The following is a 25323-nucleotide window of genomic DNA, read 5'->3' on the forward strand; positions in this document are numbered from 1 at the left end:
AGCATAGCCCATCGCGGCAATCGGCGAAGGTCGGTTGAATGGCGTAGGCGCGTCGTGTGCACGCAGCCCACGTCGTGGAAGCCGAATTGGAAGACCTGGATTGGGCGAGGCAGCGACCGGCGCTGCACCTGCTCGACGCCGACTACTGGCGCCGCCGCGTTCTGGCGGTCAAGGGGAGAGTCGAGCTGACTGAGCGGCAGCTGATGCAACCGGAGAAAGTTCTGCGGCGCCTAGGTCCGCCCACGGAGCAGCGAGGCGCGGCCGTTACCGCTTCTGCGTATTTATTCCTGATTGCCGCCGGGGCTGCCACCGCCGTGATTGCCGCCTTCGCCGCCGGTGCCGAACAGACGCCGACGCCGCGTGACGACCACCGGGCCTTCGGAGTTGCCACTGCCGCGCTCGCCCGGTGCCCGCTCCGGCGACGGCGCGCCGTACGATTCACGCGCTTCACGCGGCTCACGATGTTCGCGCGAACCATGCGGGCCGCGCGCGCCGTGCTCGCCGTGCGACGTTCTGCCCCCCGTGCGCGGCGCCGGCCGCGTGCCGGTGTCGAGCTGGATCGTGGAGATCGCGCGCTTGTAGATGCCCTGCAGGCCAACCGGCGTGCGCAGCATCACCAGGTACTGATCGAACGACTCGATGCATCCGGTCAGGCGGATGCCGTTGACCAGATAGATTTCGACGCGCTTGCGTTCCTTGCGCGCGGCGTTCATGAAGTCGTTTTGCGGATGCGATTCTGCGGAGGCCATGGATAATTCAGGTTAGATAAACGGTGGTTCGCCGCGATTTTACCCCTTCTACTCCAGGCGGGGGCAGAGCACGTCGACGGGACGAACTTCGTCCACTATAACTACTTGTGAGCGCATAAGCATCTGATAACGCGGCGCTGTAACGTTGAGTTACGAATCTGCTGATCAATGGCGGCTTCTTCCTGCCTCTCCAGGCATTGCCGGCATGGTTGGCGGAAAAGGAAGAACATAGTAGAGCATTGCACGGCCACGGAAACGGCCGGCCTCGAAGCGCCGCGAAAAAAAGCCCGGCGAAAGGAGCACCGCGACGGCCGTGGAATAAACCGCGCGCTCGCGGCGTTAAGCTCAGTATGGCAGCACCGCATTCGGCGGCCTGCCGCCCGCCGCGCCGGTCGGTGGATCGCGCGCCGGGCAACCGCCAGGAGGTTCACCATGAAAGCATCCCGTATTCTGTCAGCGCTCTTCGTCCTGCTCGCGCTCGCGTGCGGCTCGCTCGCGCACGCCGCCGATACCGACACCGCGGCGTCGGGCTCGAGCAGCAACAGCAGTAGCAGCGGCGGCGGCTACTAACGCCGCGAACGGGCCTGGCACACCGGGTGACATTCGAAGCAGAAGTGATCGCGTGGTTGCCGCAGTTGCGCCGTTATGCGCGCGCACTGACGGGCGACCGCGCCTGGGCCGACGATCTCGTGCAGGATACGGCGGAGCGTGCGCTTGCGCACTGGTCGGCGTTCCGGCCGAACAGCAACCTGCGCGCGTGGCTGCTGACGATCCTGCGGCATCTGTACATTGATCAGTTGCGCGGCCGCCGCGAGATCGCGGTCGACGACGAAAGCGCGCCGTGGCGCAATCTCGAGGCGCCGCATGGCGAGGTCGACGGTCTGGTGCTGCGCGACGTGCAGCGCGCGCTGTACTGCCTGCCGCACGAGCAGCGTGAGGTGCTGCTGCTGGTGTGCGTCGAGGAGCTGTCGTACCAGGAGGCATCGAGCGCGCTGGGGGTGCCGGTCGGCACCGTGATGTCGCGGCTGTCGCGGGCGCGCGAGCATATGCGCGCGTTGCTGTGCGAGGAGCCGCAGGGGCCGGTGCACGGGCCGCAGCCCGGTGCGCCGCAGGCGGCGCATAAAGTCGCGCCGCTGAAAGTGGTGAGAAACCGATAATGAACAACGACGATCTGGATTCCGGCCTTCCCGACGAGCTCGATCTGCGCGTGCTGTCGGCCTATGTCGATGGCGAATTGCCGGATGATCAGCGCGCCGCGATCGAAACGCAGCTTGGCCAGCATCCGCAGGCTGCCGCCCGCGTCGCCGCGTGGCGCGCGCAGAAGGCGGCGCTGCGCGCGCTGTGCGGCGTGCCGAGCGGCGATGCGGGACAAGCGCAAGCAGGGCAGCAGGCGCACGATCAGCAGCAGGACGCTGAACCCGGCGGGCGACATCACGCAGGCAGCCCGGCCGCGGCGGCGGAGGAGCCGCCCTTCATCATCGTGCGTCGTACGCGGCCGTGGTGGCAGCGCGCGGGTCTCGCCGCCTGCTGGCTCGCGGCCGGCGCCGGGCTCGCGCTGGCGCTCGGTCCGCTTGCGCCGCGCCTGACCGGCGGCGCGTGGAGCGGCTTCGGCGCCCAGCCGGCCGGCTGGGCGCAGCGCGCGGACATCGCGTACGCGGTGTACTCGCCGGAGCGGCGTCATCCGGTCGAAGTCGCCGCGAGCGAAGAGGCGCATCTGATCACGTGGCTATCGAAGCGGCTGAACCGTCCGCTGTCAGTGCCGTCGCTGCAGGAGTATGGTTATTCGCTGGTAGGCGGCCGGCTGTTGCCGGGCGAGGCGGGGCCGGCAGCGCAGTTCATGTACGAGAACCAGGCCGGTGCGCGTCTGACGCTGTACGTGACCGGCATTGCGCGCGACGAAACCGCGTTCCGTCTGCTTCGCGATGGCGAGCGCCGCACCTTCTACTGGATCAGCGACGGCATGGGCTACGCACTGTCCGGCGCGATCGCGGAAGGCAAGCTGCGCGAGATCGCGATCGACGTGTGTAACGAGCTCGGTGGTAAGCCCGAGACGTGGCAGCAGTAGCGGGCGCCAGCGCGCGAATCGCTGATCGCGCCCGTGCCCGCCGGTTGCCCGACAAGGAGACCTCTTGCCCCAGACGCTGCCGCCCAACCTGTCCGCCGCGCAGTTCGATCGCGCGCTCGCCGGCTGGCGCGCGATAGTCGGCGACCCGCACGTGGTGAACTCCGACGCCGGCCTCTCCGCCTATCTCGATCCGTTCGCGCCCGGCGAGCCCGGCGCATTTGCCGCGAGCGCCGCGCTGCTGCCCGCGTCAGTCGATGAAATCCGCGCGGTGCTGCGCATCGCCAACCAGTACCGGATTCCGCTATGGACCGTGTCGACCGGGCGCAACTTTGCGTACGGCGGCGCGGCGCCGCGTCTGACCGGTTCGGTCGTGCTCGACTTGCAGCGCATGAACCGCATCCTCGAAGTGAATGAAACGCTTGCCTATGCGCTCGTCGAACCCGGCGTCAGCTATTTCGACCTGTACGCGCATCTGCGCGACAAGGGCTGCAAGCTCTGGGTCGATCCGCCCGCGGCCGGCTGGGGCAGCGTGGTCGGCAACACGCTCGAGCGCGGCTTCGGCTATACCGACTACGGAGATCACGCGGCCGCGCAATGCGGGATGGAGGTGGTGCTCGCCAACGGCGACGTGCTGCGCACCGGCATGGGCGGCATCGAGATCGGCACCGCGTGGCAGCTGTATCAGCCGGGCTATGGACCCTCGTTCGATGCGATGTTCATGCAGTCGAACTACGGCGTCGTCACGAAGCTCGGCGTGTGGCTGATGCCGGCGCCGGCTTCCTATCTGCTCGGCGAAATCCAGTTTCGTCGCGAGGCGGATCTGGAGGCGATCGTCGAGATTCTGCGGCCACTGCGCCTTGACGGCACGATCCGCAATCATGCGGTGATCGAGGGCGGCTTGCGGCGCGCGGCGAGCCTGTCGGCGCGCCAGCAGTGGTACGACGGCGCGGGCGCGATGCCCGAGGCCGCTGTGCAGGCCATGCTCGACAAGCTCGGCGTCGGGCGCTGGAACCTGCATTTCGCTCTGTACGGCACGCCCGAGCTGATCGACGCGCGCTATGCGCTGATCGAGCACGCCTTCGCGCGCGTGCCGCAGGCGCGGCTAGCGGCGGCGCGTTATGCGGGCGATGCACAGCCCACAGGCGGCGGCGACCGCAACATGGCCGGCATTCCGGCGATGACCGCGTTTCGCATGCTCGACTGGCGTGGCGGCGCGGGCGCGCACGTCGACTTTTCGCCGATCTGTCCGGCGACCGGGCGCGACGCGATGCGCCAGTACACGATGGTGAAAGCGCGCGCCGCGGAATATGGTTTCGACTACTACGGCGGCTTCACCGTGGGCGCGCGGCATCTGCATCACATCTTCGCGGCGATTTTCGATCGCGGCGACGCGAACCAGGTCGAGCAGGCCGGCGCGCTGCTGCGCTCGCTGATGAGCGATGCCCGCGCGGCCGGCTATGGCGAATATCGCGCGCATCTCGCGTACATGGATTTTGCGGCCGCGCAATACAGCTTCAACGATGGCGCGTCGCTGCGCTTCGCGGAAACGCTGAAGGATGCGCTCGACCCGAACGGCATTCTCGCGCCGGGCAAGCAGGGGATCTGGCCGGCGGCGTGGCGTGACCGGCGAGGGTACACGTGAACGACGCGTGCCAACTCGCACGGAAAACTGAACTGGACGTGCACGCCAATGGATCGACGCACTTTCCTCGTCACCGGCGCGTGGCTCTCGACGGCCGCGGGCGGCGCATGGCCGTGGCTCGCGCAAGCCGCCGCGTGCGCTGATGCCACGCGCACGTTCGCGATCGTCGACTCGACGCTCGAATGCGGCGCGTCGTTCGCGCGCTATGCCGCGCATCTTCGCTTGCCGACCTTCGAAACCGGCGACGATGCCGGCGTGCTCTGGTTCAGCACACTCGCGCCGCTGCTCGACGCCGGCAAAATCCCACCCGCGACGCCCTCGCTGATCGGCTTCACGCGCGCGTCTGATTACTTCGTCCTGCAACACCTCGCACTTCGCACGGGACGCTTCGTCGAGCATCGTCACGAAGCGCGCGAGGGACCGCATGCAAGGCCCGTGTACGTGGCCTTCGCGCTGACGCCGCGCCGCACGCGCGGCTAGAACTTATAGTCCTTGTTCTCCGGATCGAACGTCGCATCATCGAACGTCGCCGGCGTGATCTTCTCGAACACGATCCGCTCGAATATCTTGCCGTCGTTGTCATAAGACTCGACGCTGCGAAAGAACGGATGCCGTAGATCGAGCCCGAGCGTTTCCTTCTTCGCGTAGAACTGGGGTTGGCCGACCGGCGTTTCGAACGTGAACGCGACGACGCGCACGCCGTCGATCGTCTTCACGGCGATCTGCGTCGAACGCGGCAGGCCGGCTTCGCTGTATTTCCTGCCTTCGCTCAGATATTGATCGGCGATGTACTCGATGCCGAGATCGCGCACGTTGTGATTCGATTGCGAGCGCGCGAGCGCACCGGTCAGCGACGTCCACAACGGCATCACGTTCATGATGCCGCCGAGGTGGCCGAGCATTTCGTCGCCGCGCGTCGACTCGTCGTAGATGATTTCCTGTCCCGCGTGCGCGCCGTCGGGCAGCCACTTTGCGTAGATTCGCAGCGGGTCGTGCGCGACGCGCACCAGCATGTGATCGGGCTCGTCGGGCCACTGGCCGTGAATGCGTTCGGAGCGCGACATCACGAACTCGTACGACGGGTAGCCGTGCGGCCCTTCCTTGATATAGCGCGGCAGCGCGAGCGGATCGAGCGACTGGAACACTGCGACCAGTTGCGCGTCGTCGAGCTTTTCGAGCAGGCCGCTTTGCTGCGCGGCCCGCAGCCATTTGACCTGCTGGTCGAGCCTCAGCTTGCCGACCTGAGCGGCCGGCGTGACCGGCGGCTTGACGGCGCTTGCGGCGTCGGGTGGAGGAGGGGGATCGTCGTTCTGTGCGTAGGCCGCGGGTACCGAAAGCAGGGCGAGCGCGACGAGCAGTGCACTCGTCGGTAAGCGTTGTCGCAGGCGGTGCGAACGGGCGGACATGCGCTGCTTCATGAATCTCTCCAGAAAGTGACTCGGCCGCTCATGCAACCCGGCGAGGCAAAGGCAACGCAACAAAGTAATAACGCTCTGAAGCAGCGCTTATTCCCGTCAGGCAGACTTCTGCTTCGCGAGTTCCTCGTCGCGCAACGCGCGGCGCAGAATTTTGCCGACGTTGGTTTGCGGCAGCTCGTCGCGGAACTCGACGAGCTTCGGCACCTTATAGCCGGTCAGATTCTTGCGGCAGTACGCGATCACCTGCTCGGCGGTGAGCGTCGGCGCGCGCCGCACGATGAAGACCTTCACACGCTCGCCCTGCGTGGGGTCGGGCACGCCGATCGCCGCGACTTCGCGCACATCCGGATGCGCGGCGATCACGTCCTCGATTTCATTCGGATACACGTTGAAGCCCGACACGATGATCATGTCCTTCTTGCGATCGATCAGCCGGATAAAGCCGCGCGAATCCATCACGCCGATATCGCCGGTCGCGAGCCAGCCGTCGTCGTCGATGACCTTCGCGGTTTCCTCGGGACGGTTCCAATAGCCTTTCATGACCTGCGGACCCTTCACGCACAATTCGCCCGCTTCGCCGATATTGGCCCAACTGCCGTCGTCCTTTCTGAAGCGCACCTGCGTGGATGGCGCGGGCAGGCCGATCGAGCCTTCGAAGTCGCGCAGATTGGACAGATCGACAGGATTCATCGATACGATCGGCGAGCACTCGGTGAGCCCGTAGCCTTCGACGATCGGCTTGCCCGTCACCGCCTTGAAGCGCTCGGCGACGGCTTTCTGCGTCGCCATGCCGCCCGCCATCGCGAGCTTCAGGTCGGAGAAGTCACGCCGGCAGAATTCCTCGTTGTCGAGGAACGCGTTATAGAGCGTGTTGACCGCGGTCATGCCGGTGAATTTCTCGTGACGGATGATCATCATCACGCGCTTCATGTCGCGCGGATTCGCGATCAGAATGTTGCGCCCGCCGAGCCCCATGAAGATCAGCGCGTTCAGGGTCAACGAGTAGATGTGATAAAGCGGCAGGGGAGTGAGCACCGTTTCGCCTTCGCCGGACAGCTGTCCCGCGGCCCACGCCTTCGCCTGCAACAGATTGGCGATGATGTTCCGGTGCGTGAGCATTGCGCCTTTCGCGATGCCCGTGGTGCCGCCCGTGTATTGCAGGAACGCGATGTCTTCATGGGTCGCGTTCACCGGCGTGAGCGGCCGCGAATAACCGCTTGATAGCGCTTTCAGCAGCGACACCGCCTGCGGCAGCTTGTAGGCGGGCACCAACTTCTTGACGTGACGCAACATGAAATTGAGCAGGCGCCCCTTCGGATTCAGGCCGTCGGCGAGCAGATCGCCGAGGCCGGTCACGATCACGTTGCGCACCTTGGTACGCGGCAATGCATCTTCGAGCGTCTTCGCGAAGTTCTCGAACACGATGATCGTCTGGGCGCCGCTGTCTTTCAGCTGATGCGCGAGTTCGCGCACCGTGTAGAGCGGATTCACGTTGACGACCACGGCGCCCGCCTTGATCGCGCCGAACAGCGCGACTGGATACTGGAACGTGTTCGGCAGCATGATCGCGACGCGCTCGCCCGGCTGCACGCCGATGCTTTGCAGGTACGCGGCAAACGCGCTCGCCTTACGGCCCAGCTCGCCGTACGTCAGTTTCGCGCCGACGCTCACGTAGGCGACGCGCTCGCGGAACTGCGCGGTGCATTCGTCGAAGAACTGGCCGATCGACTCGTATTGCGTGACGTCGATATCGCGCGGCACGTCGTGCGGGTAGGACGCGTACCAGATGCCGTCGGTGTTCGGCGCGTGCATTTGCGGCGGGGCCTGGGTGGGCTGGATCATCGGTTGTCTCCTGAAATGTTGGTATCCGGCGTCGCGCTAGCGCTCCAGAATCGCGACCACCCCCTGGCCGCCCGCCGCGCAGATCGAGATCAGCCCGCGCGCGCTGCCGGCCGGTTTGTCGAGTTGCGAGAGCATCTTCGCGAGCGCGGCGACGATGCGCCCGCCCGTCGCCGCAAACGGATGGCCGGTCGCGAGCGAGCCGCCGTTCACGTTGAGCCTGGCGCGATCGATCGCGCCGAGCGCGCCGGTGAGGCCGAGCTGCGTGCGGCAATATTCGTCATCCTGCCATGCCGCGAGCGTGCACAAAAGCTGGGCCGCGAACGCTTCGTGGATTTCAAAGAGATCGAAGTCCTGCAAGGCGAGGCCCGCGCGCGCGAGCATGCGCGGTACCGCATAGGCGGGCGCCATCAGGAGGCCTTCCTTCCTGTCGAAAAAGTCGACGGCCGCCGTTTCCGACCAGCTCAGATACGCAAGCACCGGCAAGCCGCGCGCGGCTGCCCACGCTTCGCTCGCGAGCAGCACCGCGGACGCGCCGTCGGTGAGCGGCGTCGAATTGCCGGCGGTCAGCGTGCCGGCGTCGCGGTCGAACACCGGCTTCAGATTCGAGAGCTTTTCGAGCGACAGGTCGGCGCGCAGGTTATTGTCGCGCGCGAGGCCTTTGTACGGCGTCATCAGATCGTTGACGAAGCCGCGCGTGTACGCGTCGGCGAGCTTGCGGTGACTCTCGTAGGCGAGCACGTCCTGCGCCTCGCGCGAGATGTTCCAGCGCTTGGCCATCAGTTCGCAATGCTCGCCCATCGATAGCCCCGTGCGCGGCTCGACGTTGCGCGGCAGCAGCGGCTTGAAGAACATGCCGGGCCGCAGCCTGCTGAGGGCGCTGATCCGTTGACCGGTGCTTTTGCCGCGATTCGCTTCGAGCAGGATCTTGCGCATGCGCTCGTTGACGCCGATCGGCGCGTCGGACGTGGTATCGACGCCGCCCGCGATGCCCGCGTCGATCTGCCCGAGCGCGATCTTGTTGGCGACGAGGATCACCGCTTCGAGGCCGGTGCCGCAGGCCTGCTGCACGTCGTAGGCGGGCGTCTCCTTCGCGAGCGTGGTGGACAGCACGGACTCGCGCGTCAGGTTGAAATCGCGCGAATGCTTGATGACCGCGCCCGCCGCGACTTCGCCGAGACGCACGCCGTGCAGGTCGTAGCGATCGATCAAGCCTTGCAGCGTGAAGGTCAGCATGTCCTGATTCGATGCGGTTGCATACGCGGTGTTCGAGCGGGCAAACGGAATCCGGTTGCCCCCGACGATGGCGACGCGGCGCACGGCGGGTTGCGGGTGGGACATGCTCGGCTCCTTGGGTTGTTGCCGGATTACCCGGCTACAGTGTGCTCGCGGCTCACAGCAGCCGCCACTGCATGCGCCCGCGCAAATGGGGCTTTTCCCCAGCGATATCGCGCACCTCGATATCGCGCTCGATCAGCGACGGTGATGCGCTCCACAGCGACGCTTCGCCCGGCAGCAGCATCGGCACCTTGAACTCGGCGCTGAGCGTCGCTTCGGCAAGCGGCTTGGGAGGCTGCAATGACGACGCGGCGCGCGCGAGCGTCCACATGCCATGCGCGATCGCACGCGGAAAACCGAACGCTTTCGCCGACAACGCACTCATGTGGATCGGGTTGTAGTCGCCCGACACGCTCGCGTAGTCGCGGCCCACTTGCGGCGCGAGCTGCCAGCGCGCGATCCGTTGCAGCGCATCGGGGCCGAGCGTCAGCGCTTCGAGCGGATGGCCGAGCGCCGGCACCGCGCGCTTCAGATAGATGCTGTCGCCGTCCCACACCGCCTCGCCGCGCCGATAGATACGCGTATGCACGACGAACGCCTGACCCTTGGCGTGACGCAGCAGCGCGCCGAATTCGACCTCGATGCGCAGCAGGTCCTTGTACGCGAGCGGCCGCCGCAGCCGCACGTGATTGGCCAGATGCACGAGGCCGAGCGCGGGCCACGGAAACGCCGGGTCGGTCAGCATCAGCAGATGGAGCGGAAACGCAAGCAGATGCGGATAAGTGAGCGGCACGCCGTGCTCGGGAATGAAGCCGCACACGCGCGCATAGCGCCACACCGGTCCGGGCTCGAGCGCAACGGCGGGCCGTACGAGCCGCAGCGCCGGCAGCCGCGAGTCGCGTCCGCGCTTGGCGATGCCCGTCAGCGCACGCCCATACAGCTTTGCCGGTGCGGGCAGCGTTTCGATGACGATGGTTTTCGGCCGCGCGCCGTCGCCGCGCGGTGCGCTCGCATGCTGACGGCTGCCGAACGGATCACCCGGTTCGCCCATGCTGTTGCTCCCGTTCAGGCGCCAATCAGGCTTTGACCGCACACGCGCACGACCTGGCCCGTCACGCCCGCCGAGCCCGGATGCGCGAGCCACGCGATGGTCTGCGCGACGTCGACGGGCTGCCCGCCCTGGCTCATCGAGTTCATGCGGCGGCCGGCCTCGCGGATCGCGAGCGGAATTTTCGCGGTCATCTGCGTTTCGATGAAGCCGGGCGCGACCGCGTTGATGGTGATGCCGCGTTCGCGCAGGTGCGGCGCCATGCTCTGTACGCGGCCGATCACGCCAGCCTTCGAGGTCGCGTAATTGGTCTGGCCGGGATTGCCCGCGATGCCGCTGATCGACGACACCGCGACGATGCGCCCGCCGTCGCGCAGGATGCCGCCCGCGAGCAGCGCGTCGTCGATGCGCTCCTGTGCGCTCAGGTTGATGTCGATCACGCTTTGCCACGCGCTGTCGGTCATCTTCGCTATGGTCTTGTCCTTCGTGATGCCGGCGTTGTGCACGACGATGTCGACGCCGAGTTCGTCGAGCGCGGCGGCGATCTGCGCAGCCGCTTCGGGCGCGGCGATGTCGAACGCGAGCGCGCTGCCGTTCAGCTGACGCATCGTCGCGTCGAGCGCGTCGCGCGCGGACGGAATGTCGAGGCCGATCACGTGCGCGCCCTCGGCCGCGAGCACGCTCGCGATCGCCGCGCCGATGCCGCGCGCGGCGCCCGTGACGAGCGCGCGCCGTCCGGCGAGCGGCTGGCGCCAGCCGAATGCGGGCGCGGGGCGGGGGATCGCGCCGTTGGCGGCGATGCGCACCACCTGCCCCGACACATAGGCCGAGCGCGGCGACAGGAAAAAGCGCAGCGTCGCCTCGATGCCACCTTCGGAGCCCTCCGCGACGTACACGAGATTCGCGGGGATGCCGCGCCGCGCCTCCTTGCCGAGCGAGCGCACGAGCCCTTCGAGCGCGCGCTGGGCGGTCCACTGACGCGGGTTCGAGCAGGCTTCGGGCGGCCGGCCGAGCACAACGATGCGCCCGCACTTGCCGAGCGAGCGCAGCGTATCGTGGAAAAAGCCGTAGAGCGGTTCGAGCAGGCTGCTGTCGTCGATGCCGCTCGCGTCGAACAGCAGCGCGGCGAGCTTGCCCGGCGAGCCGGCTTCGGCCGGCTCGAAGCGGCCGGTCATCAGGCCGTGGCGATGGGCGAGCGCCACCCAGAGCCCGGCGCTTTCGTGCGCGACGCTCGTCATGCCGACGCTCGCGACGAGACTCGCGAGCGCATCGAGCAGCCGGGGCTCGCGGCCCGCGCCGATCGCGATCAGACCTTCGAACTCGGGGCGATCCGCGCGATAGCGCCGCAGCACCTCGGGCTTCGGCAGGCCGAGCGAGCGCGCGAGACGCCCGCCGAACGGCGAGTTGACGAACTTCAGATAGGAGTCGTTCATGTTATCGGTTGCTCCGCTGGACGCACCGCAGCTAGCCTCTTTGGTCTGGAGAGGCGCCGGACGTGCGTCAGTGTGCCTTGAGTTGCGTGACGCTGGTACGGTTTGCGGTACCGAGTCGACAGTTTATTCGGCAGGAGCGCGGTGGCGAAGCGTGCGGCGCGTCATGTCGCGCGGACGATAAAAAAAGCCGTTCCGAACGGATCGGAACGGCCTCGTATCGCCTTGCGAGGTGATCTGGCTTGTGCCTGACGCTCCTAAACTTGTCCTCCGACCGCGCTGCCCGTCGAGCCTGCCCCGACGACTTCACGCGCGGACTGCGTCATGTCGATGCCGCGGCGCTCGCGACTGAACGGAATCAGCGCGCAGATCACGATCGCGACGATGCCGATCACGACCGCCATCACGAGCGCGTAGTCGTTGTTGTGCAGTTCGGCGAGTTTCGCCTGCAGCGGACCGTTGACCGACGCGATCAGATTGCCGAGCTGATAGACGAGACCGGGGAAGGTCGCGCGAATTTCATCGGGCGAGATTTCGTTCAGGTGCACCGGAATCACGCCCCATGCCCCTTGCACCGAGATCTGCATCAGGAACGCACCGAGCGCGAGCAGCATCGGCGTGCTCGAGAAAGCCCACAGCGGCAGCACCGGCAGAGCGATCAGCGCGGCGATGAAGATCGCGCGCTTACGGCCGATCTTCTCCGACGTCCAGCCGAAAAAGAGCCCCCCGCAGATCGCGCCGATGTTCAGCGTGATCGTGACCAACGACACCGTGTGCGCGTCGAATTGATGCTGCACGCGCAGGAAGGTCGGATACAGATCCTGCGAGCCGTGCGAGAAGAAGTTGAACGCGGTCATCAGGATGATCGCGTAGATCGACAGGCCGATGTTCTGCTTGAGCGTTGCGACGAGACCAGGACGCACCTTCTTTTCGAGCGTCTGGAACGCCGGCGACTCCGGCACGTGCGCGCGAATGTAGAGCACGAGCAGCGCGGGCAGCACGCCGACGAAGAACATGCCGCGCCAGCCGATGTATTGATAGAACAGGCCGAACACGATCGACGCGAGCAGGTAGCCACTCGGATAACCGGCCTGCAGGAGACCCGAAACGATACCGCGCGACTTCGGCGGCACGGTTTCCATGGTCAGCGCGCCGCCGACACCCCATTCGCCGCCCATCGCGATACCGAACAGCGCGCGCAGCACCAGCAGCGTCGTCAGGTTCGGCGACAGACCGGACAACAGTTCGAGCAGCGAGAAGCACGCGATGTTGAGCATGAGCGTCGGACGGCGGCCGTATTTGTCGGCGAGCCAGCCGAAAATCAATGCGCCGAGCGGACGCATCATCAAGGTCAACATGATCGCGACCGCGACCGACGGAATGTCCGTATTGAATTCCTGCGCGATATCTTTCAATACGAACACCATCAGGAAGAAATCGAATGCGTCGAGGGTCCAGCCCAGATAGGCGGCGATCGTGACGTTTCTTTGTTCCCGGGTCCAGCTCATGGATCGTTCTCCTGAGTCTCCAGATCTCCAGAAGCCCGCGTTTGACGACGGGCCGCTCCATTGCCCTTTGCGCTTCACGGCAGGTGTTTCCCGGCGAGTGTACGCCGAGCGTTAAGCGGCTGCGTGATTGAAGCCGCGCTTATCGGTGTTAATCCCGAGCGCAAATTTCGTGCTGAATCCGCCATGCATACTTAATGTCGGTCAAATGTAATTGTGGGATCGATTCGCGTTTGTTTTTTGTAATGTTGATCGGGACTCGACAAAGAATTTTTGATCGAGTTGATGGCAATGACGTTTTGGCTGGACGACTGCGCTTCAGCCGCGCCGCGCACCCTACGATGACTCGTAGACCGGCAGGCGCGCCGCGCGCCGCACCGAACGTTCAGGTACAGTTACTTCGCCAACGTATCGACACATCGCTATGTCCGTGAAGCCATCGCCTTCGTTGCTCGACGAGAAGCTCGACGCTGTCGCGCGTCGTTATCGCCTGCCGGCGCTCGCGACCGTGTGTGCGTCGACAAAGCAGGCGAGTCCCGCCACCGTGCTCGCGCTCGCGATCGAGCAGGCTCGCGAGGCGAGCGCGCGTGGTGAAGCGCCGGACGCAGCGAACCGGCGGCTCTTCATCGAGACGCTCGCACGCATGATTCGGGACGCGATGCGCGAGGAAGCCGGCGACCCGGTGTTTCAGGCGATGCTGCTGCGGCATCGCAACGCCGTGGTGCGCGAGTACGCGTCGCTGGCCGCGCACGCGGGTGTGGATCGCCGGCTGATTCACGCGGCCGTCAATGCGATCGCTCATCCGGCCAAACAGGAGCGGCTGCTACCCGGTCCGCAACGCGATGCGTTGGCGCGGCTGCACGCGCTCGCGTTCGCCGAAGCGTGGCCCGCGCTCGCCGAAGCCGTGCAACGTTGCCTTGAAACACCGCGCATCGCGCACGAAGAGGTACTGCAACGCGGCCTTGCGCAATTGCTGGAGAGTGACGCTTTGCATCGCTTGCGGCGTCTCGACGCGCTCACGTGCGACGAGCGCGTGCGTCACTACCAGTCGCTGTGGGATCGCCAGGGGCCGCGCCCAGGAAGCTCGATTGCCGTCGCGCGAGGTTTGAGCTCGAAGCAGCGCGGCGCCGCGGTCGAAGCATCGGCCACCGGTGCGCTCGGCGCACTTGCGCGGCGGCTGAACGACGCGCAGGGTGAGTTCGCGACTTACCGTGTCGTGAACTCGATGCGCGTGCCTGCCGCGATACCGGCGAGCCACGAGCGCGCGAAAACCGAATGGGATGTGGTGCTGTTGAGCCAGGCGAAGCCCCCGGCCGACGCGGCGACGTGGGACGTGTGCCTGCTCGTCGAAGCGAAGGCATCGGTGGACGCGGCCACCACCGATCTGCCGCGGCTCGTGCGCGGACTGACGCTGCTGGCGCACGCGGACCCGCACACCGTCTATTCGTTTCGCACGCAGCAGGGGGCGGTGCGGCTGCGCGGCGCGTCGCTTGCCGCGCTGACAGTTGACGGGCCTGATCTGCGCAGGACCGTACTCTATTGCTGCGACGCCCCCGTCGAAGCGGCGCCGCGCGTGCTGAGTCCCGCGAGCCGGATGCAGCTGCTGTCGGCCCACGCCAGCCTCGAATTCGCGGGCGCGCTGGCGGACGGGCGCGACGCCGATTGCGCGGACCTCGAACCGGTGTGGCGTCAGTTGCTCGAATCGCCGCGCTGGCGGGCGGTGCTCGACCAGTACGCGACGCTGCGCGAGGTCCGCGAATTGATGGTTCATCCGGAAGATTTGCGGGCCGCGGTCGATATCGCCACGCAAGACAGTTGAGCGCGGCGCGCGCAGCCATCCGGGATCTACGGCCTTTTCGCCGTCAGGTACGCGATGCGCGTTGCGCCGAGCTGTTTCCCGCTTTCGAAAATCGCCCGCATTCGACCTTCCAGGAAGCCTCGCTCCTCACGCGTAAATTGCGTCTCGAAGATTTCTTCGAGGGTGGGTGCCAATGGGTGAGGTGAAGTCCGAAGAAACGTTTCCCAGGGCAGACACTCCTCGGTTTGCACATCGATGTGCAATTCCAGATGAATGTCAGTGAATCCCGCGTCGATGGCGAACCGGACAAGGTCGCGCTCACCGTAGTTCGTCATGGGCAGCGAGCGCGCCTTTTCTTCGGTGTCGGGGAATTGTGCTGCCCGGCATCGGAGCAGCAGGGGAAAGAACGGGTCATCGGTCTGGATCGCGCGTGTGTCGATCAACCGCTTGAGCATGCAAACCTCGAGCGCTTCGTCGCGCAGAATGGGCTCCGCGATGGCGAAGCGGCCGCCCGGTCTGAGTATGCGGTAAAGCTCACGCATGGCCGCGGGCTTGTCTTGCACGTACGCCAGAACCGCGCGCATCACGGCCGCATCGGCAGCTTCGTCGGCAATACCTTCCAGATTCTCGGCGGAGCAGTGCAAATACGCACATTGCCCGCTCACACCCAGAGTCCGGGCCGTCTCTTGCGTGTGCCGGAGCAACGGCGCCGAAATATCTGTCATCAGCACCCGGATCGAGACGCCACCTCGTTCGATCGCCCGAAACCCGACGAGACCATCACCAGTGCCGATATCGGCCAACGTCATTCCCGGACGAAGGTGAACGAAATCCAGGACACGGTCCGCGTACCTCGTGATATCGGCGCGGACGTTGTCCTGATGAGCGCGATCGTCGCCATGACGCAGGCTGAGAATCCATCTGGACCAGTTGTCGTGAGTGACGTCGTTCGTGAGTGGGGACAAGAGAGCGTTCCTGAGCAATCGTGAGACGCGCGCAATGGTAGCTTTGAAACCTGAAGAACTCCTTAACACTCGCACGAAGCAGTTCAATGCGCGCAGCCTCTGAAGATTGATGGGTGCGTTTCATCCCGGTTCGACGGACCGTTTTTAAATCGCCGGGACTGGTTCTCGTTCAATCTCTAGCCACAGTAGCGTCCTTCGTGGCTGAACCAGTCATGGGAGACATCATCGATGTCAGCGAAACAGGATCTTTTGAACCCGGAACTCGTTCGGTGGCTCACTGAACGGCAGAGCGCGCTTCACATCGTGAAGACCACCCGTACGCCGAGCGGAATGGTGCTGGATTGGGTGCCGATCGAGAGTCAGGCCCCTGGCGGCAAGACCGCTACACCGCCGCCGGCCCCAGAGGCGCGTGTCGATGAGTCCTTGCGTCGTATAAGACCGGTCGTTTTCGAACTCGACGATCCATCCGTGGAGCGCGGTCCATCCGGCACCGTTCCAATCGTGCGACCGGATCTTTCGCGTCTGGATCGTACCGTCGCGCTGACGGATTACCTGACCAAACGTGGAGGATTGCGAGTGAATCGCGGGCGCAGCAGTGAAGCGCCCGCCGATCCTACCCCTGCCGGCTATTTCCACAATACCTCGGGCCAGTCAGGGACGTTTTACGGTTGGGACGGTTATTTCAATGTTTGGGATCCGACCATCAACGTCCCCGCCGGCGGTCGCGGCGAAGACCACTCCATCCTTCAGGTCTGGCTGCAGAATAGCAGCGACAAGGCGCTTCAATCCCTTGAGGGCGGCTGGACCGTTGACAGGCACCTCAACGGCGACACGCTCCCACACGTCTTCACTTACTACACGACCAACACGTATACGAAAGACGGCGACTATATTGGCGGCTATAACGCGCTCCATAAAGGATGGGTGCAATACAGCGGTCCCAGTACCACAGGCCGCACTGTTCACCCTGGTATCGCGATCACCAGCATCAGCGCATTCGACGGTCCGCAATACGACCTGCAAATGAAGTTTCAGCTTTATGCCGACCCCGGCACCGGGGAATTGAACTGGTGGGTCAGTGCCGAGGACGTCTGGATGGGTTACTACCCGGCTTCCCTGTTCGATCCGGCAACGCTAGGAAGCGTGGTTAACTGGATCGCCTCGGGCGGTGAAGTCTATTCCGGTCTGAAAAATCCCGAGGCAACTGCGGATCAGATGGGCAGCGGCTCTCAGGCGTTGGCAGGCGCGGGCAAGGCGGCGTACCTGCGCAACCTTCGCAACCAGTCCAGCATGGACGGAACCATGGTCGATCACAACGGTTCGGCCCTGAGCGATGTGGCGACCCCAGGCGGAGCCGACCCCTACACGATCCAGATGTTTATGAAAAGCGGCGGTAGCTGGGGCAGCTATCTATACGCAGGCGGCCAGACGCCCCCGACCAACATTCTGGCGAGCTGGCCCACCCACGACGGCCCGCTGCCCGAGGGTGTCTGGGACGGCAAAAACTGGTCCGAAGCGCAACATGCACGAGCCAGCAACGACCGGTTTCTGGACCCGCCGGGAGGAGAATATGGCGCGATACGCTTCCTGGTAACCGGGACGCCCGAGAACGTCGATGAAATCAGTTTCAACGTCGCGATTGATCGACCAGGCGGCGATCCCACGTGCTGGACCGGCCTCGGCAACGATTCGGTCGTAGAGCTGGGCCCAGTCCTTCAGCATTTGGGCCTTAGCGTGGCCCAAGCCAACGGGCGCGGTTTTTATATCTCCGATGTCCATGGCGCCCATCAGCCATTCGAGGTTATCGCGGTCATGGCGGACTAGTCGTCGGATAGTCACGGACAACGCCGCATCGACTAAAGATCGGCGTTCGATGGCCGTAATTGATTCAGTGAACGCTTCACACGAATCCAACCCTGGATGAGAAAAAATGAAAAAAATACTATTCCTGGCACTTCTGCTCGCAGCCTCTTCGAGCCAGGCATGTAAGTTCAAAACTTCAGACACAGAAAGCGTCCGTGAAATCGTCAGGCAGCACGGCGGCTACCCAATCTCCGATGAAGCATGCGAGTTCCTGAATAAACGTGGGTTGGCTCTGGATGTTGAGGGTGACGCCACGGTTCTTTCCGGAATGCCCATCGCATGGGTGGCTGTCAGTTTGACCAGGTTGGGGACGGGTGTACGTTCGGATACGTTTCGGTATTCAACGCGGACCGGCACCGGTGCAAGCCAGGACGTGGCCGCGGACGTTTTTTATGCCGGTCTGAAAGACGCCATCGGTGCATTTGACTTCTCGAAGGCCGCTGGCGAAGTCGATCGTTATCTCGCGAAGAAGTAATCGAAACACCGTTCCCGCCAGAGAGGGCCCGCCGATAATTGCCGTCAGCGGCGATTACGGATGTACAAGCCACGCCGCCGCCTGCAAGAATGCGAAAGCAACAGGGGCGCCACGATCCGATCCCTATCCGGTGCGCCGCAACCTGAGCCAAAGTAGGAGGCGGACCATGAGCAGGCTTGCCAGATCCCTGGCCGGCGAGCAGCGGACCCGGCGGTGGTGGAAAATCATGATGACGACGGTGTTCTGCTTCTTGTGCCAGAGCACCTTCGCGCAAACGGACGACAGCGCGGCTCGCCTGCGCGACAAATATCAGAGTCTGACGCAGCAACTTGCGCACAACCAGTTTCAGCGACCCTTGTACCTCGAATCGCAGGAGTTGCCGTCGGCACTCAAGGGCGATATTTACGGTGTGGTCAATTATTCTTTCGCGCTGGTCAGCGGCGCGCTCAGCGACCCGGTTCAGGGCCCGGCCAACTGGTGCGACGTGCTGATCCTGCATCTGAACACCAAATACTGTCATGCCTCGACTGGCGCCAATGGTACGGTTCTCGCCGTGAACATCGGCAAGAAAACCGAGGAATCACTTTCGTCGTCCTACCGGGTGCAATTCAACTTTCTCCCGGTCGCGAGCACCCCGGATTATTTTCGCGTCGAGCTCAGCGCCGCGACGGGTCCGCTGAGCACGAAAGACTATCGTATCGCGCTGGAAGCGATACCCGTGGGCGATAGCCGCACCTTTATCCATCTGACTTACGCCTACGGTTACGGCACGGCGGGACGGTTTGCCATGAAAACCTATCTGGCGACGATCGGCAGCGACAAGGTCGGCTTCTCCTCAACGCCCGATCCATCGACGGGCGAGACGCAATACATCGGCGGCGTGCGAGGTCTGGTGGAACGCAATACCATGCGCTACTACCTCGCCATCGATGCTTATCTTGGTGCGCTGTCCAGCCCGCCCAACGCCCGCGTCGACAAACGCTTCGCTGACTGGTTCGATGCGACCGAGCAGTATCCGCGGCAATTGCATGAGGTCAGCCGCGCCGACTACATGCAGATGAAGCACAACGAGTATCAGCGCCAGCAGACCGCCCAGTAGTAGGCGCAGCGGGCGGCGCGCTATCGAATCGAAGTCTTTCGTCGCTCAGGTGTCGATTCTGAGGTTCGTCGATCGTCGTTGCCTGGTAGGACAATCGGTCAGGAACTTCGGACTCGCTGTTTTGCGCCGGTTCTGGCCGCCATCACAACCCGACTCAGGAGAACACGCTGTGAACAAACCCGACAATCCGATCCTGCAAGTCCTGGAAGACTACACAGCCGCGGTATGGGCAAAAAACGTGGACTCGTTCGTCGCGCTATACGACCGGGACGCGGTGATCTTCGACATGTGGGGGGCATGGTCGCACAATGGCATCTCATCATGGCGGGCAGTGGCCGAGGGCTGGTTCGGCTCGCTGGGTAAAGAACGTGTGATCGTGAATTTCAGCGATGCGCGAACGATCGTGGCCGCGGACCTCGCCGTGGTTCACGCCTTCGCGACTTACAAAGCCGTCGATGCCGACGGCCTGGAACTGCGCTCGATGGACAATCGCCTGACCATGACGCTGAGGCAGCAGGCCGATGGGTGGAAGATTGTCCACCAGCACACGTCCTCTCCGATCGAGGTCGGCACGGCACAGGTCATTTTCAGGCGCTGACTTGTCAATCTGCGATGTGCCTTTCTATTCATAGCCTGCCATGAAACCATTGCTTGCCGGCCGATGCCTTTGCGGTGCTGTCCATTACTCGGTGAAAGACGAGTTCGTCTATGCGTTGAACTGCCACTGTTCAAACTGTCGGCGCGCGACGGGCTCGGCGTTCAAACCATTCGCGGGCATCGAGCGCGACAAGCTGCGTATCACTCAGGGCGAAGACCGCCTGTTGATTTTCGGCGATGAACGGGCGGAGCACGATGTGCGCTGCAAAATATGCGGAAGCCTGATGTTCTCGGTGGTTCGTCAAGGGCAATACGTTCATGTCACGCTGGGAACACTCACGGACGCACCCACCATGCGTCCCACTGCCCATATTTTTGTGGGTTCAAAGGCACCGTGGTATTCCATCACTGACCAGCTGCCGCAACACGACGAATTCGGGTAAATGCGCGGTCTTTGAGTAACGTCATTGCCGCCGCAGCATGGCCTCGAAAAACTGCACCACAGCGGCGTTGAATCGCTCATGGAACGCGGCCCGGTCGAAACCCGGCTTGCTGTCGCAGATCTCCGGCCGCATCCGCGCAAGACGCGCGTCGCAGGGCGGCAGGAAGTCGTAGTGGCCTGCGTTAGCAACGACGTGCCAGGTGGGAGCATGGGGCAAGTCGTCCCGTACCGGCTCATCGTACCAGGGATGCGGCTGATGACGATCTTCGGCGGCGCTCCAGAGCTGCACGGGCGCGCGAACGCCGCTCAGCCCCGCGCGACCGAACGCAAATCCGAACGAAGGCGCGGCGATGACGACGGCCTTGATGCGCGAATCGTGGACCCATGCGCCGGCGGGAACATGCGCGCCGAAATCAACGTCGACATCCGCATGCCGCAAGGCCTCGCACAGATCATGATCGGGATGCGCCTCGCAAAACGGGGCGATGGTCGACAGATCCGGGATGCCGCCCGCGGCCACGAGCGCGGTGAAGCCGCCGTTGGAAAAGCCAAATGCGCCGACGCGGTCCGCATCGAGCTGTTCGTGCCCACGCCAGGCGTCGAGCATGTAGTCCACCAGCCGATGAAGCTGGGCGGGACGGCGCCAGAGTTCCAGCACGCGGCTCTGGTCATCGAAAGTGTCGCCGGCGTGACTGACCGCCGCCGCGACGAAGCCCGCACGAGCGAGAGCGAGAGCCGTGTCGTAATGGCCGCCATACCAGCCTGCGCCACCGTGCGACAACACCACCAGCGGCAGGTGTTGGCCAACGATCGGGGCGTCCGGCGCGACGGTCTGCGTGACATTGCCCAGAGTGCGCGGCGCTGCCGGCGCAGTGGTCGGATACCAGATTCCGGCAGTCAGCGGCGGCTCGGCGCCGTTCGGTATGTCGACCTCCTCAAAGCCGACATCGGCGGCGAGGACGGGCGCGGCAGGCACCAAGGCCAAAAGGGCAGCAACGAGGCTCATCAATCTCACGGTGCGCTGCATGGTTGTCGTCGCTGAGCTGAACTTTGGGCGGCGCGAGGCTATGAGACCAAAGTCCAATTGAATATTTCAGGATCGGGTTCAATAGTAGTGAAAAGTCGGGTTTTATTGACAATAAAACCAGCGCGACTTTCTTCCTGACGATGCCGGAATTGCAGGCAGGGCTTGGTATTGCCGTCAAAAAAGTTCCTGTGGGTTTGAGTTTTCGCGTTTTGCAGGCCTATCACGGGGTCGCCGCCGAACCGCGACGCGACCTGGCGGGAGAAGAACCTATGCTGCTCACACCGACGACCCAGCGGACTCCGTCCAGAGAGATGCTCGATGTACTGATCCGCGCCGGACTCATTGCGATCCTGGCCGTGTTCTGTTTCCGGATCTTCGCTCCGTTTCTTGACCTGATGGCCTGGTCGGTGATTCTGGCGATCACGCTCTATCCGCTCCAGGTCCTCCTGCGCCCTGTGTTCGGCGGCAAGGACGGTCTGATCGCTACGCTGATCGTGCTCGTCGCGTTTGTCGTGATTCTCGTGCCAACGTATGTGTTGGGTCTCGCGGTAGGTGATTCGATCGAGAAATCGATAGCCATTTTCAAAGGCGGTGGCTTCCACATTCCGCCTCCCGCGGAGTCGGTGTCGAGTTGGCCGGTGGTTGGCCAGCGTGTGTACGACTTCTGGCTGCAGGCCTCGACGGACCTGACCGGCCTCGCGCAAAAGTTCGCCCCGCAGCTCAAGGGAGTCGGCCTCGCGCTGCTTGCAGCGGTGACGGGGCTCGGTGCCGCACTGGTGATATTTTTTGTCGCGTTGATCGTGGCTGGAATCCTGATGGCTTACGGTGAGAAGGGCTACCAGAGCGCTGTGCAGATCGCCTCGCGCATCTCGGGCCCCCAGGAGGGGACTCAGATCGCCGATTTGTGCACGTCGACGATTCGCGCAGTGGCACAGGGGGTAGTGGGCATCGCGTTTATCCAGATGCTGCTGATCGGCATCGGCTTCGTCGTGATGGGGATACCCGGCGCGGGGCTGCTCGCGCTGGCCGTGCTGCTGCTCGGCATCATGCAACTACCGGCCACGCTGATCACCATTCCCGTGATCGTCTTCGTGATCGTCACGGAAGGCGTGACCACCGCAACGGTCATCTTCTCGGTTTATGTCTTCGTCGCGGGCCTCTCCGATAACGTGCTCAAACCTTTGTTGCTGGGCCGCGGCGTCGCGGTGCCGATGCCCGTCGTGCTGATCGGAGCGATCGGCGGCATGGTGACGGGTGGCGTGATCGGGCTGTTCGTCGGGCCCGTGATGCTCGCGGTCGGTTATCAGCTGTTCTGGCGCTGGGTGAAGGACCAGCCGCAACAACCCCAGCAGCCTCAGCAGCCCCAGGAACAGAAGCAGGCCTGAAGGTCGAGGATGGCTCCGTGTCACCGCTCATGCGTCCGGACGGGATCGCCGTGCTCTTCGGGGCGGTCTGCCTGAGCGGATGCATGCGGGTCGGACCGGACTTTCAGCCGCGGCATGAAGCGTGGAGCGAGCACTGGAGTAGCGAGTCGATCGCCCAGGTCACGCAGCAGGGCTCACAGCCTGATGTGCGTCAATGGTGGCTGATATTCGATGACCAGAACCTCGAACGTCTGATCGCCGCAGCCGATGCGAACAACGGTGACCTGAAGATCGCCGGGCTGCGCGTGCTCGAGGCACGCGCACAGCTCGGCATTGCGCAGGCGGGACGCTATCCCCAGGTGCAACAGGCAAGCGCCGATGCACTCGCTTCGGCGCGCAAACGCTCGGATGGATTCAATCCGCGCTCGGGTGCCTACGTGCAGTACGGCGCGGGCTTCAGCGTCGGCTGGGAGCTGGATTTCTGGGGGCGTTTCAGTCGGGCGATCGAGTCGGCCGACGCCGCGTTCTTCGCCGCGCAAGCCAATCGCGATGACGCGCTGGTTCTGTTGCACGCCCAGGTCGCTGATACGTATTTCACGCTGCGCGTTGCGCAGGCGAGGCTAGGCATCGCTCGCGAGAACGCCCAGTTGCAAAAGCGCAGCTACGACATTGCTCAAAAGCTTTTCAAGGCCGGCGAAACCGATGAACTCGACTTCCAGCAGGCGAAGACGCAGTACCTGGGGACACTGAGCAGCATCCCCGAACTCGAAAGCCAGATCGTGCTTGCGCGTCACGCGCTGTCGGTGCTGATCGGGCGGCCGCCGGGTCCGTTGCCGGAGATCGAGGTACAGGCCGGCAAGGAGGGCGTGGTGCCGCTCGTGGATCGCGCCGTGCTGCAGGACGTGCCGGCCGATCTCCTGTTGCGGCGCCCGGATGTTCGCTCTGCCGAGTATCAGATGGCTGCGCAGTCGGCCCTCATCGGCGTGGCAAAAGCGGATCTGTACCCGTCCGTATCGTTGCTCGGCTCGCTCGCGTGGACCGCCAGTTCGCTCACGGGCGCACCGAGCACGCTGATTTTCGCCGCGGGCCCGAGCGTGACGTGGAACGTGTTCGATTACGGCAGGATCACGAACAACGTGCGCGTCCAGGACGCACGGCTGCAGGAGTTGACGGTCGCTTATCAGAACACGGTGCGCGAGGCGGCGCGCGAGGCCGATGATGCCGCCACGGCACTGATCGCCGCATTGCAGCGCGACACCATTCTGAATGACGCGCAAGGCGCGGCGCGGCGCTCGCTCACGCTCGCCAATACGGTCTACCGCGAAGGCTATTCGGACTTCCAGCGGGTACTCGATGCGCAGCGTGCGCTGTTCGCGCAGCAGGACGCGTACGTGGTCAATCGCAGCAACGCCGTCGGCAGTGTGATCGCGCTTTACAAGGCGCTAGGAGGAGGCTGGGAGACGGAACAGCCGCTCGTCGACGCGGCGACGAGCGCGCAGATGCGGCAACGCACCGACTGGGGCGACCTGCTGAACGACACGTCGCCGTCTTCCGCCACGCCGGGTCAAGCCGAAGGGGCGCCACGATGAGCGATACCTCAGAATCTCAGCCGGCGACCTCGCCGAAGTCGTCGACGCCAGCTGCCGACCCTTCGGCGAGAGCGGTCAAATGGGTTGTCGGTCTGATCGTGCTGAGTTTGATCTGGTATCTGCTCGCTGACCGTTTCACGCCGTATACGCATCAGGCGCGAATCCAGGCCTACGTCGTACCCGTTGCCGCCGAGGTGTCGGGACGCGTGACCCGGGTGTTCGTCCATAACAACCAGGATGTCGACGCGGGCGACGTGCTGTTCGAAGTCGATAGCGAGCCCTACCGCATTGCCGCTGACCGGGCGCGTGCCGATCTCCAGACCACGCGTCGTCAGGTCGGTGCCAGCACGGCCGGTATCGACTCGGCGCTTGCCGGGTTGCGGGCCGCCATCGCGAACGAGGTCAAGGCACGGCAGGACAGCGAGCGACTCGAGCGGCTCTATCGCGAAGACGAGGGCACCGTCTCGCTGCGACGCCTCGAGATCGCGCGGGCAACGCACGAACAGGCCCAGAGCCAGGTTGACGGCGCGCGTGCCGAAGTCGAACGCGCCCGGGAGCAGCAGGGCGGAAACGAGGCCGAGAATGCGCAGTTGCGCAGCGCCGCGGGCGCGCTGGAAAAGGCCGAACTCGATCTCGCCAATGCACGGATCAGAGCCCGCTCGAGTGGCGTCGTGACCGATCTGCGCACGGAAGTCGGGCAGTACGCGGCGGCGGGCAGCCCGGTCATGACGTTGATCGCGATCCGCGATGTGTGGATCAGCGCCGATATGACCGAGAACAATCTGGGCCATCTCAAACCCGGCACTCGTGTCGTGATCGGGTTGGATGGGTTGCCGGGCGAAGTGTTCGACGGGCGGGTTCGCAGTATCGGCTACGGCGTGAGCGTGGGCCAGAGCACACCGGCCGGCAGTTTGCCCACCGTGCAGAATAGCCGCGACTGGCTGCGTCCCGCGCAACGTTTCCCGGTGATCGTCGAATTCGACGAGAGCGAGCGCGCGCGTCTGCGCGATCTGCGTGTGGGAGGGCAGGCCGAAGTGATGGCATTTCCGACTGAGGGTAATCCGCTCAATCCGCTCGGACACGTGTTCATCCGGCTGATGAGCTGGCTTTCCTACGTCTACTGAGAGCCC

The 25323-nt window shown here is 64.4% G+C and carries 23 protein-coding genes and 1 pseudogene; 15 read left to right on the forward strand and 9 right to left on the reverse strand.

What is annotated here, in order from left to right:
- Nucleotides 1-56: 56 nt before the first annotated feature.
- Nucleotides 57-248: pseudogene (locus tag L0U81_RS33665) on the forward strand (hypothetical protein); the annotation flags it as partial.
- Between the two features lie 33 nt (nucleotides 249-281).
- Here L0U81_RS33665 and hfq read toward each other — a convergent pair.
- The gene (gene hfq / locus L0U81_RS06100) at nucleotides 282-749 is read right to left on the reverse strand and encodes an RNA chaperone Hfq (RefSeq protein ID WP_233800839.1); all 468 of its coding nucleotides are present in this window, start codon (nucleotides 747-749) and stop codon (nucleotides 282-284) included.
- A gap of 432 nt (nucleotides 750-1181) precedes the next feature.
- Between hfq and L0U81_RS06105 the strand changes: the two genes are divergently transcribed.
- The 5 genes from L0U81_RS06105 (at nucleotide 1182) to L0U81_RS06125 (ending at nucleotide 4936) form a co-directional block, all read left to right on the forward strand.
- Nucleotides 1182-1319 carry a hypothetical protein gene (locus L0U81_RS06105; protein WP_233800840.1) on the forward strand — a complete coding sequence of 46 codons (138 nt, stop codon included), beginning with the start codon at nucleotides 1182-1184 and terminating at the stop codon, nucleotides 1317-1319.
- A 26-nt stretch (nucleotides 1320-1345) separates the two neighbouring features.
- A complete protein-coding gene (locus L0U81_RS06110) occupies nucleotides 1346-1906 on the forward strand; it encodes an RNA polymerase sigma factor (RefSeq protein WP_233800842.1) in 561 nt (186 codons plus the stop codon).
- Nucleotides 1906-2814, forward strand: coding sequence for an anti-sigma factor family protein (locus tag L0U81_RS06115; RefSeq protein ID WP_233800844.1), 909 nt, complete (start codon nucleotides 1906-1908; stop codon nucleotides 2812-2814). The genes L0U81_RS06110 and L0U81_RS06115 overlap by 1 nt, the downstream gene beginning before the upstream one ends.
- A 64-nt stretch (nucleotides 2815-2878) precedes the next feature.
- Entirely contained in the window at nucleotides 2879-4456 is a 1578-nt protein-coding gene (locus L0U81_RS06120; protein WP_233800846.1) for an FAD-binding protein, read from the forward strand.
- Between the two features lie 48 nt (nucleotides 4457-4504).
- Entirely contained in the window at nucleotides 4505-4936 is a 432-nt protein-coding gene (locus L0U81_RS06125; RefSeq protein ID WP_233800848.1) for a hypothetical protein, read from the forward strand.
- Here L0U81_RS06125 and L0U81_RS06130 read toward each other — a convergent pair.
- The 6 genes from L0U81_RS06130 to L0U81_RS06155 form a co-directional block, all read right to left on the reverse strand.
- Nucleotides 4933-5874, reverse strand: coding sequence for a DUF1571 domain-containing protein (locus L0U81_RS06130; protein WP_233800850.1), 942 nt, complete (start codon nucleotides 5872-5874; stop codon nucleotides 4933-4935). The two genes, L0U81_RS06125 and L0U81_RS06130, sit on opposite strands and share 4 nt — an antisense overlap.
- Before the next feature lie 96 nt (nucleotides 5875-5970).
- Nucleotides 5971-7716: an AMP-binding protein gene (locus L0U81_RS06135; protein ID WP_233800852.1), complete on the reverse strand. Its 1746-nt coding sequence runs from the start codon at nucleotides 7714-7716 to the stop codon at nucleotides 5971-5973.
- Nucleotides 7717-7752: 36 nt separating this feature from the next.
- A complete protein-coding gene (locus tag L0U81_RS06140) occupies nucleotides 7753-9054 on the reverse strand; it encodes an acetyl-CoA C-acetyltransferase (protein WP_233800854.1) in 1302 nt (433 codons plus the stop codon).
- A 52-nt stretch (nucleotides 9055-9106) separates the two neighbouring features.
- The gene (locus L0U81_RS06145) at nucleotides 9107-10042 is read right to left on the reverse strand and encodes a MaoC family dehydratase (RefSeq protein WP_233800856.1); all 936 of its coding nucleotides are present in this window, start codon (nucleotides 10040-10042) and stop codon (nucleotides 9107-9109) included.
- A 14-nt stretch (nucleotides 10043-10056) separates the two neighbouring features.
- Nucleotides 10057-11472 carry a 3-oxoacyl-ACP reductase gene (locus tag L0U81_RS06150; protein ID WP_233800858.1) on the reverse strand — a complete coding sequence of 472 codons (1416 nt, stop codon included), beginning with the start codon at nucleotides 11470-11472 and terminating at the stop codon, nucleotides 10057-10059.
- A 254-nt stretch (nucleotides 11473-11726) separates the two neighbouring features.
- The gene (locus tag L0U81_RS06155; protein ID WP_233800860.1) at nucleotides 11727-12977 is read right to left on the reverse strand and encodes an MFS transporter; all 1251 of its coding nucleotides are present in this window, start codon (nucleotides 12975-12977) and stop codon (nucleotides 11727-11729) included.
- Nucleotides 12978-13398: 421 nt separating this feature from the next.
- On the opposite strand from L0U81_RS06155, the gene L0U81_RS06160 reads away from it, so the two are divergent.
- The gene (locus tag L0U81_RS06160) at nucleotides 13399-14793 is read left to right on the forward strand and encodes a 3-deoxy-D-arabino-heptulosonate 7-phosphate synthase (RefSeq protein WP_233800862.1); all 1395 of its coding nucleotides are present in this window, start codon (nucleotides 13399-13401) and stop codon (nucleotides 14791-14793) included.
- Between the two features lie 26 nt (nucleotides 14794-14819).
- On the opposite strand, the gene L0U81_RS06165 is transcribed toward L0U81_RS06160, so the two are convergent.
- Nucleotides 14820-15737, reverse strand: coding sequence for a class I SAM-dependent methyltransferase (locus tag L0U81_RS06165; RefSeq protein WP_233800864.1), 918 nt, complete (start codon nucleotides 15735-15737; stop codon nucleotides 14820-14822).
- 228 nt (nucleotides 15738-15965) lie between these two features.
- Between L0U81_RS06165 and L0U81_RS06170 the strand changes: the two genes are divergently transcribed.
- The 5 genes from L0U81_RS06170 to L0U81_RS06190 all read left to right on the forward strand — a co-directional run bounded on the left by L0U81_RS06170 (nucleotide 15966) and on the right by L0U81_RS06190 (nucleotide 20214).
- Complete coding sequence (locus L0U81_RS06170; protein WP_233800865.1) at nucleotides 15966-17561, forward strand: neprosin family prolyl endopeptidase; 1596 nt, start codon at nucleotides 15966-15968, stop codon at nucleotides 17559-17561.
- A 106-nt stretch (nucleotides 17562-17667) separates the two neighbouring features.
- Nucleotides 17668-18075: a hypothetical protein gene (locus L0U81_RS06175; protein ID WP_233800867.1), complete on the forward strand. Its 408-nt coding sequence runs from the start codon at nucleotides 17668-17670 to the stop codon at nucleotides 18073-18075.
- A gap of 166 nt (nucleotides 18076-18241) precedes the next feature.
- Nucleotides 18242-19174: a hypothetical protein gene (locus L0U81_RS06180; protein ID WP_442793389.1), complete on the forward strand. Its 933-nt coding sequence runs from the start codon at nucleotides 18242-18244 to the stop codon at nucleotides 19172-19174.
- A 169-nt stretch (nucleotides 19175-19343) separates the two neighbouring features.
- Nucleotides 19344-19772: a YybH family protein gene (locus tag L0U81_RS06185; protein WP_233800869.1), complete on the forward strand. Its 429-nt coding sequence runs from the start codon at nucleotides 19344-19346 to the stop codon at nucleotides 19770-19772.
- A gap of 40 nt (nucleotides 19773-19812) precedes the next feature.
- A complete protein-coding gene (locus tag L0U81_RS06190; protein WP_233800871.1) occupies nucleotides 19813-20214 on the forward strand; it encodes a GFA family protein in 402 nt (133 codons plus the stop codon).
- A 21-nt stretch (nucleotides 20215-20235) separates the two neighbouring features.
- On the opposite strand, the gene L0U81_RS06195 is transcribed toward L0U81_RS06190, so the two are convergent.
- Nucleotides 20236-21240 carry an alpha/beta hydrolase family protein gene (locus L0U81_RS06195; RefSeq protein WP_233800873.1) on the reverse strand — a complete coding sequence of 335 codons (1005 nt, stop codon included), beginning with the start codon at nucleotides 21238-21240 and terminating at the stop codon, nucleotides 20236-20238.
- Between the two features lie 269 nt (nucleotides 21241-21509).
- On the opposite strand from L0U81_RS06195, the gene L0U81_RS06200 reads away from it, so the two are divergent.
- Genes L0U81_RS06200 through L0U81_RS06210 form a run of 3 tightly spaced genes read left to right on the forward strand, consistent with a single transcriptional unit; the run spans nucleotide 21510 to nucleotide 25317 of the window.
- Complete coding sequence (locus L0U81_RS06200; protein ID WP_233804241.1) at nucleotides 21510-22625, forward strand: AI-2E family transporter; 1116 nt, start codon at nucleotides 21510-21512, stop codon at nucleotides 22623-22625.
- Between the two features lie 29 nt (nucleotides 22626-22654).
- On the forward strand, nucleotides 22655-24193 hold the full coding sequence (locus L0U81_RS06205; RefSeq protein ID WP_233804242.1) for an efflux transporter outer membrane subunit: 1539 nt from the start codon (nucleotides 22655-22657) through the stop codon (nucleotides 24191-24193).
- Complete coding sequence (locus L0U81_RS06210; RefSeq protein ID WP_233800874.1) at nucleotides 24190-25317, forward strand: HlyD family secretion protein; 1128 nt, start codon at nucleotides 24190-24192, stop codon at nucleotides 25315-25317. The genes L0U81_RS06205 and L0U81_RS06210 overlap by 4 nt, the downstream gene beginning before the upstream one ends.
- Nucleotides 25318-25323 lie beyond the last annotated feature (6 nt).

The organism is Paraburkholderia sp. HP33-1, from assembly GCF_021390595.1.
Classification (GTDB): Bacteria; Pseudomonadota; Gammaproteobacteria; order Burkholderiales; family Burkholderiaceae; genus Paraburkholderia.

Coding starts and splice junctions, on each gene's coding strand:
- L0U81_RS06175 (WP_233800867.1), top strand. CDS start 17,668: ATGAAAAAAATACTATTCCTGGCACTTCTGCTCGCAGCCTCTTCGAGC.
- L0U81_RS06105 (WP_233800840.1), top strand. CDS start 1,182: ATGAAAGCATCCCGTATTCTGTCAGCGCTCTTCGTCCTGCTCGCGCTC.
- L0U81_RS06125 (WP_233800848.1), top strand. CDS start 4,505: ATGGATCGACGCACTTTCCTCGTCACCGGCGCGTGGCTCTCGACGGCC.
- L0U81_RS06190 (WP_233800871.1), top strand. CDS start 19,813: ATGAAACCATTGCTTGCCGGCCGATGCCTTTGCGGTGCTGTCCATTAC.
- L0U81_RS06155 (WP_233800860.1), bottom strand. CDS start 12,977: ATGAGCTGGACCCGGGAACAAAGAAACGTCACGATCGCCGCCTATCTG.
- L0U81_RS06140 (WP_233800854.1), bottom strand. CDS start 9,054: ATGTCCCACCCGCAACCCGCCGTGCGCCGCGTCGCCATCGTCGGGGGC.
- L0U81_RS06180 (WP_442793389.1), top strand. CDS start 18,242: ATGAGCAGGCTTGCCAGATCCCTGGCCGGCGAGCAGCGGACCCGGCGG.
- L0U81_RS06145 (WP_233800856.1), bottom strand. CDS start 10,042: ATGGGCGAACCGGGTGATCCGTTCGGCAGCCGTCAGCATGCGAGCGCA.
- L0U81_RS06160 (WP_233800862.1), top strand. CDS start 13,399: ATGTCCGTGAAGCCATCGCCTTCGTTGCTCGACGAGAAGCTCGACGCT.
- L0U81_RS06170 (WP_233800865.1), top strand. CDS start 15,966: ATGTCAGCGAAACAGGATCTTTTGAACCCGGAACTCGTTCGGTGGCTC.
- hfq (WP_233800839.1), bottom strand. CDS start 749: ATGGCCTCCGCAGAATCGCATCCGCAAAACGACTTCATGAACGCCGCG.
- L0U81_RS06115 (WP_233800844.1), top strand. CDS start 1,906: ATGAACAACGACGATCTGGATTCCGGCCTTCCCGACGAGCTCGATCTG.
- L0U81_RS06205 (WP_233804242.1), top strand. CDS start 22,655: ATGCGTCCGGACGGGATCGCCGTGCTCTTCGGGGCGGTCTGCCTGAGC.
- L0U81_RS06200 (WP_233804241.1), top strand. CDS start 21,510: ATGCTGCTCACACCGACGACCCAGCGGACTCCGTCCAGAGAGATGCTC.
- L0U81_RS06135 (WP_233800852.1), bottom strand. CDS start 7,716: ATGATCCAGCCCACCCAGGCCCCGCCGCAAATGCACGCGCCGAACACC.
- L0U81_RS06210 (WP_233800874.1), top strand. CDS start 24,190: ATGAGCGATACCTCAGAATCTCAGCCGGCGACCTCGCCGAAGTCGTCG.
- L0U81_RS06150 (WP_233800858.1), bottom strand. CDS start 11,472: ATGAACGACTCCTATCTGAAGTTCGTCAACTCGCCGTTCGGCGGGCGT.
- L0U81_RS06130 (WP_233800850.1), bottom strand. CDS start 5,874: ATGAAGCAGCGCATGTCCGCCCGTTCGCACCGCCTGCGACAACGCTTA.
- L0U81_RS06195 (WP_233800873.1), bottom strand. CDS start 21,240: ATGCAGCGCACCGTGAGATTGATGAGCCTCGTTGCTGCCCTTTTGGCC.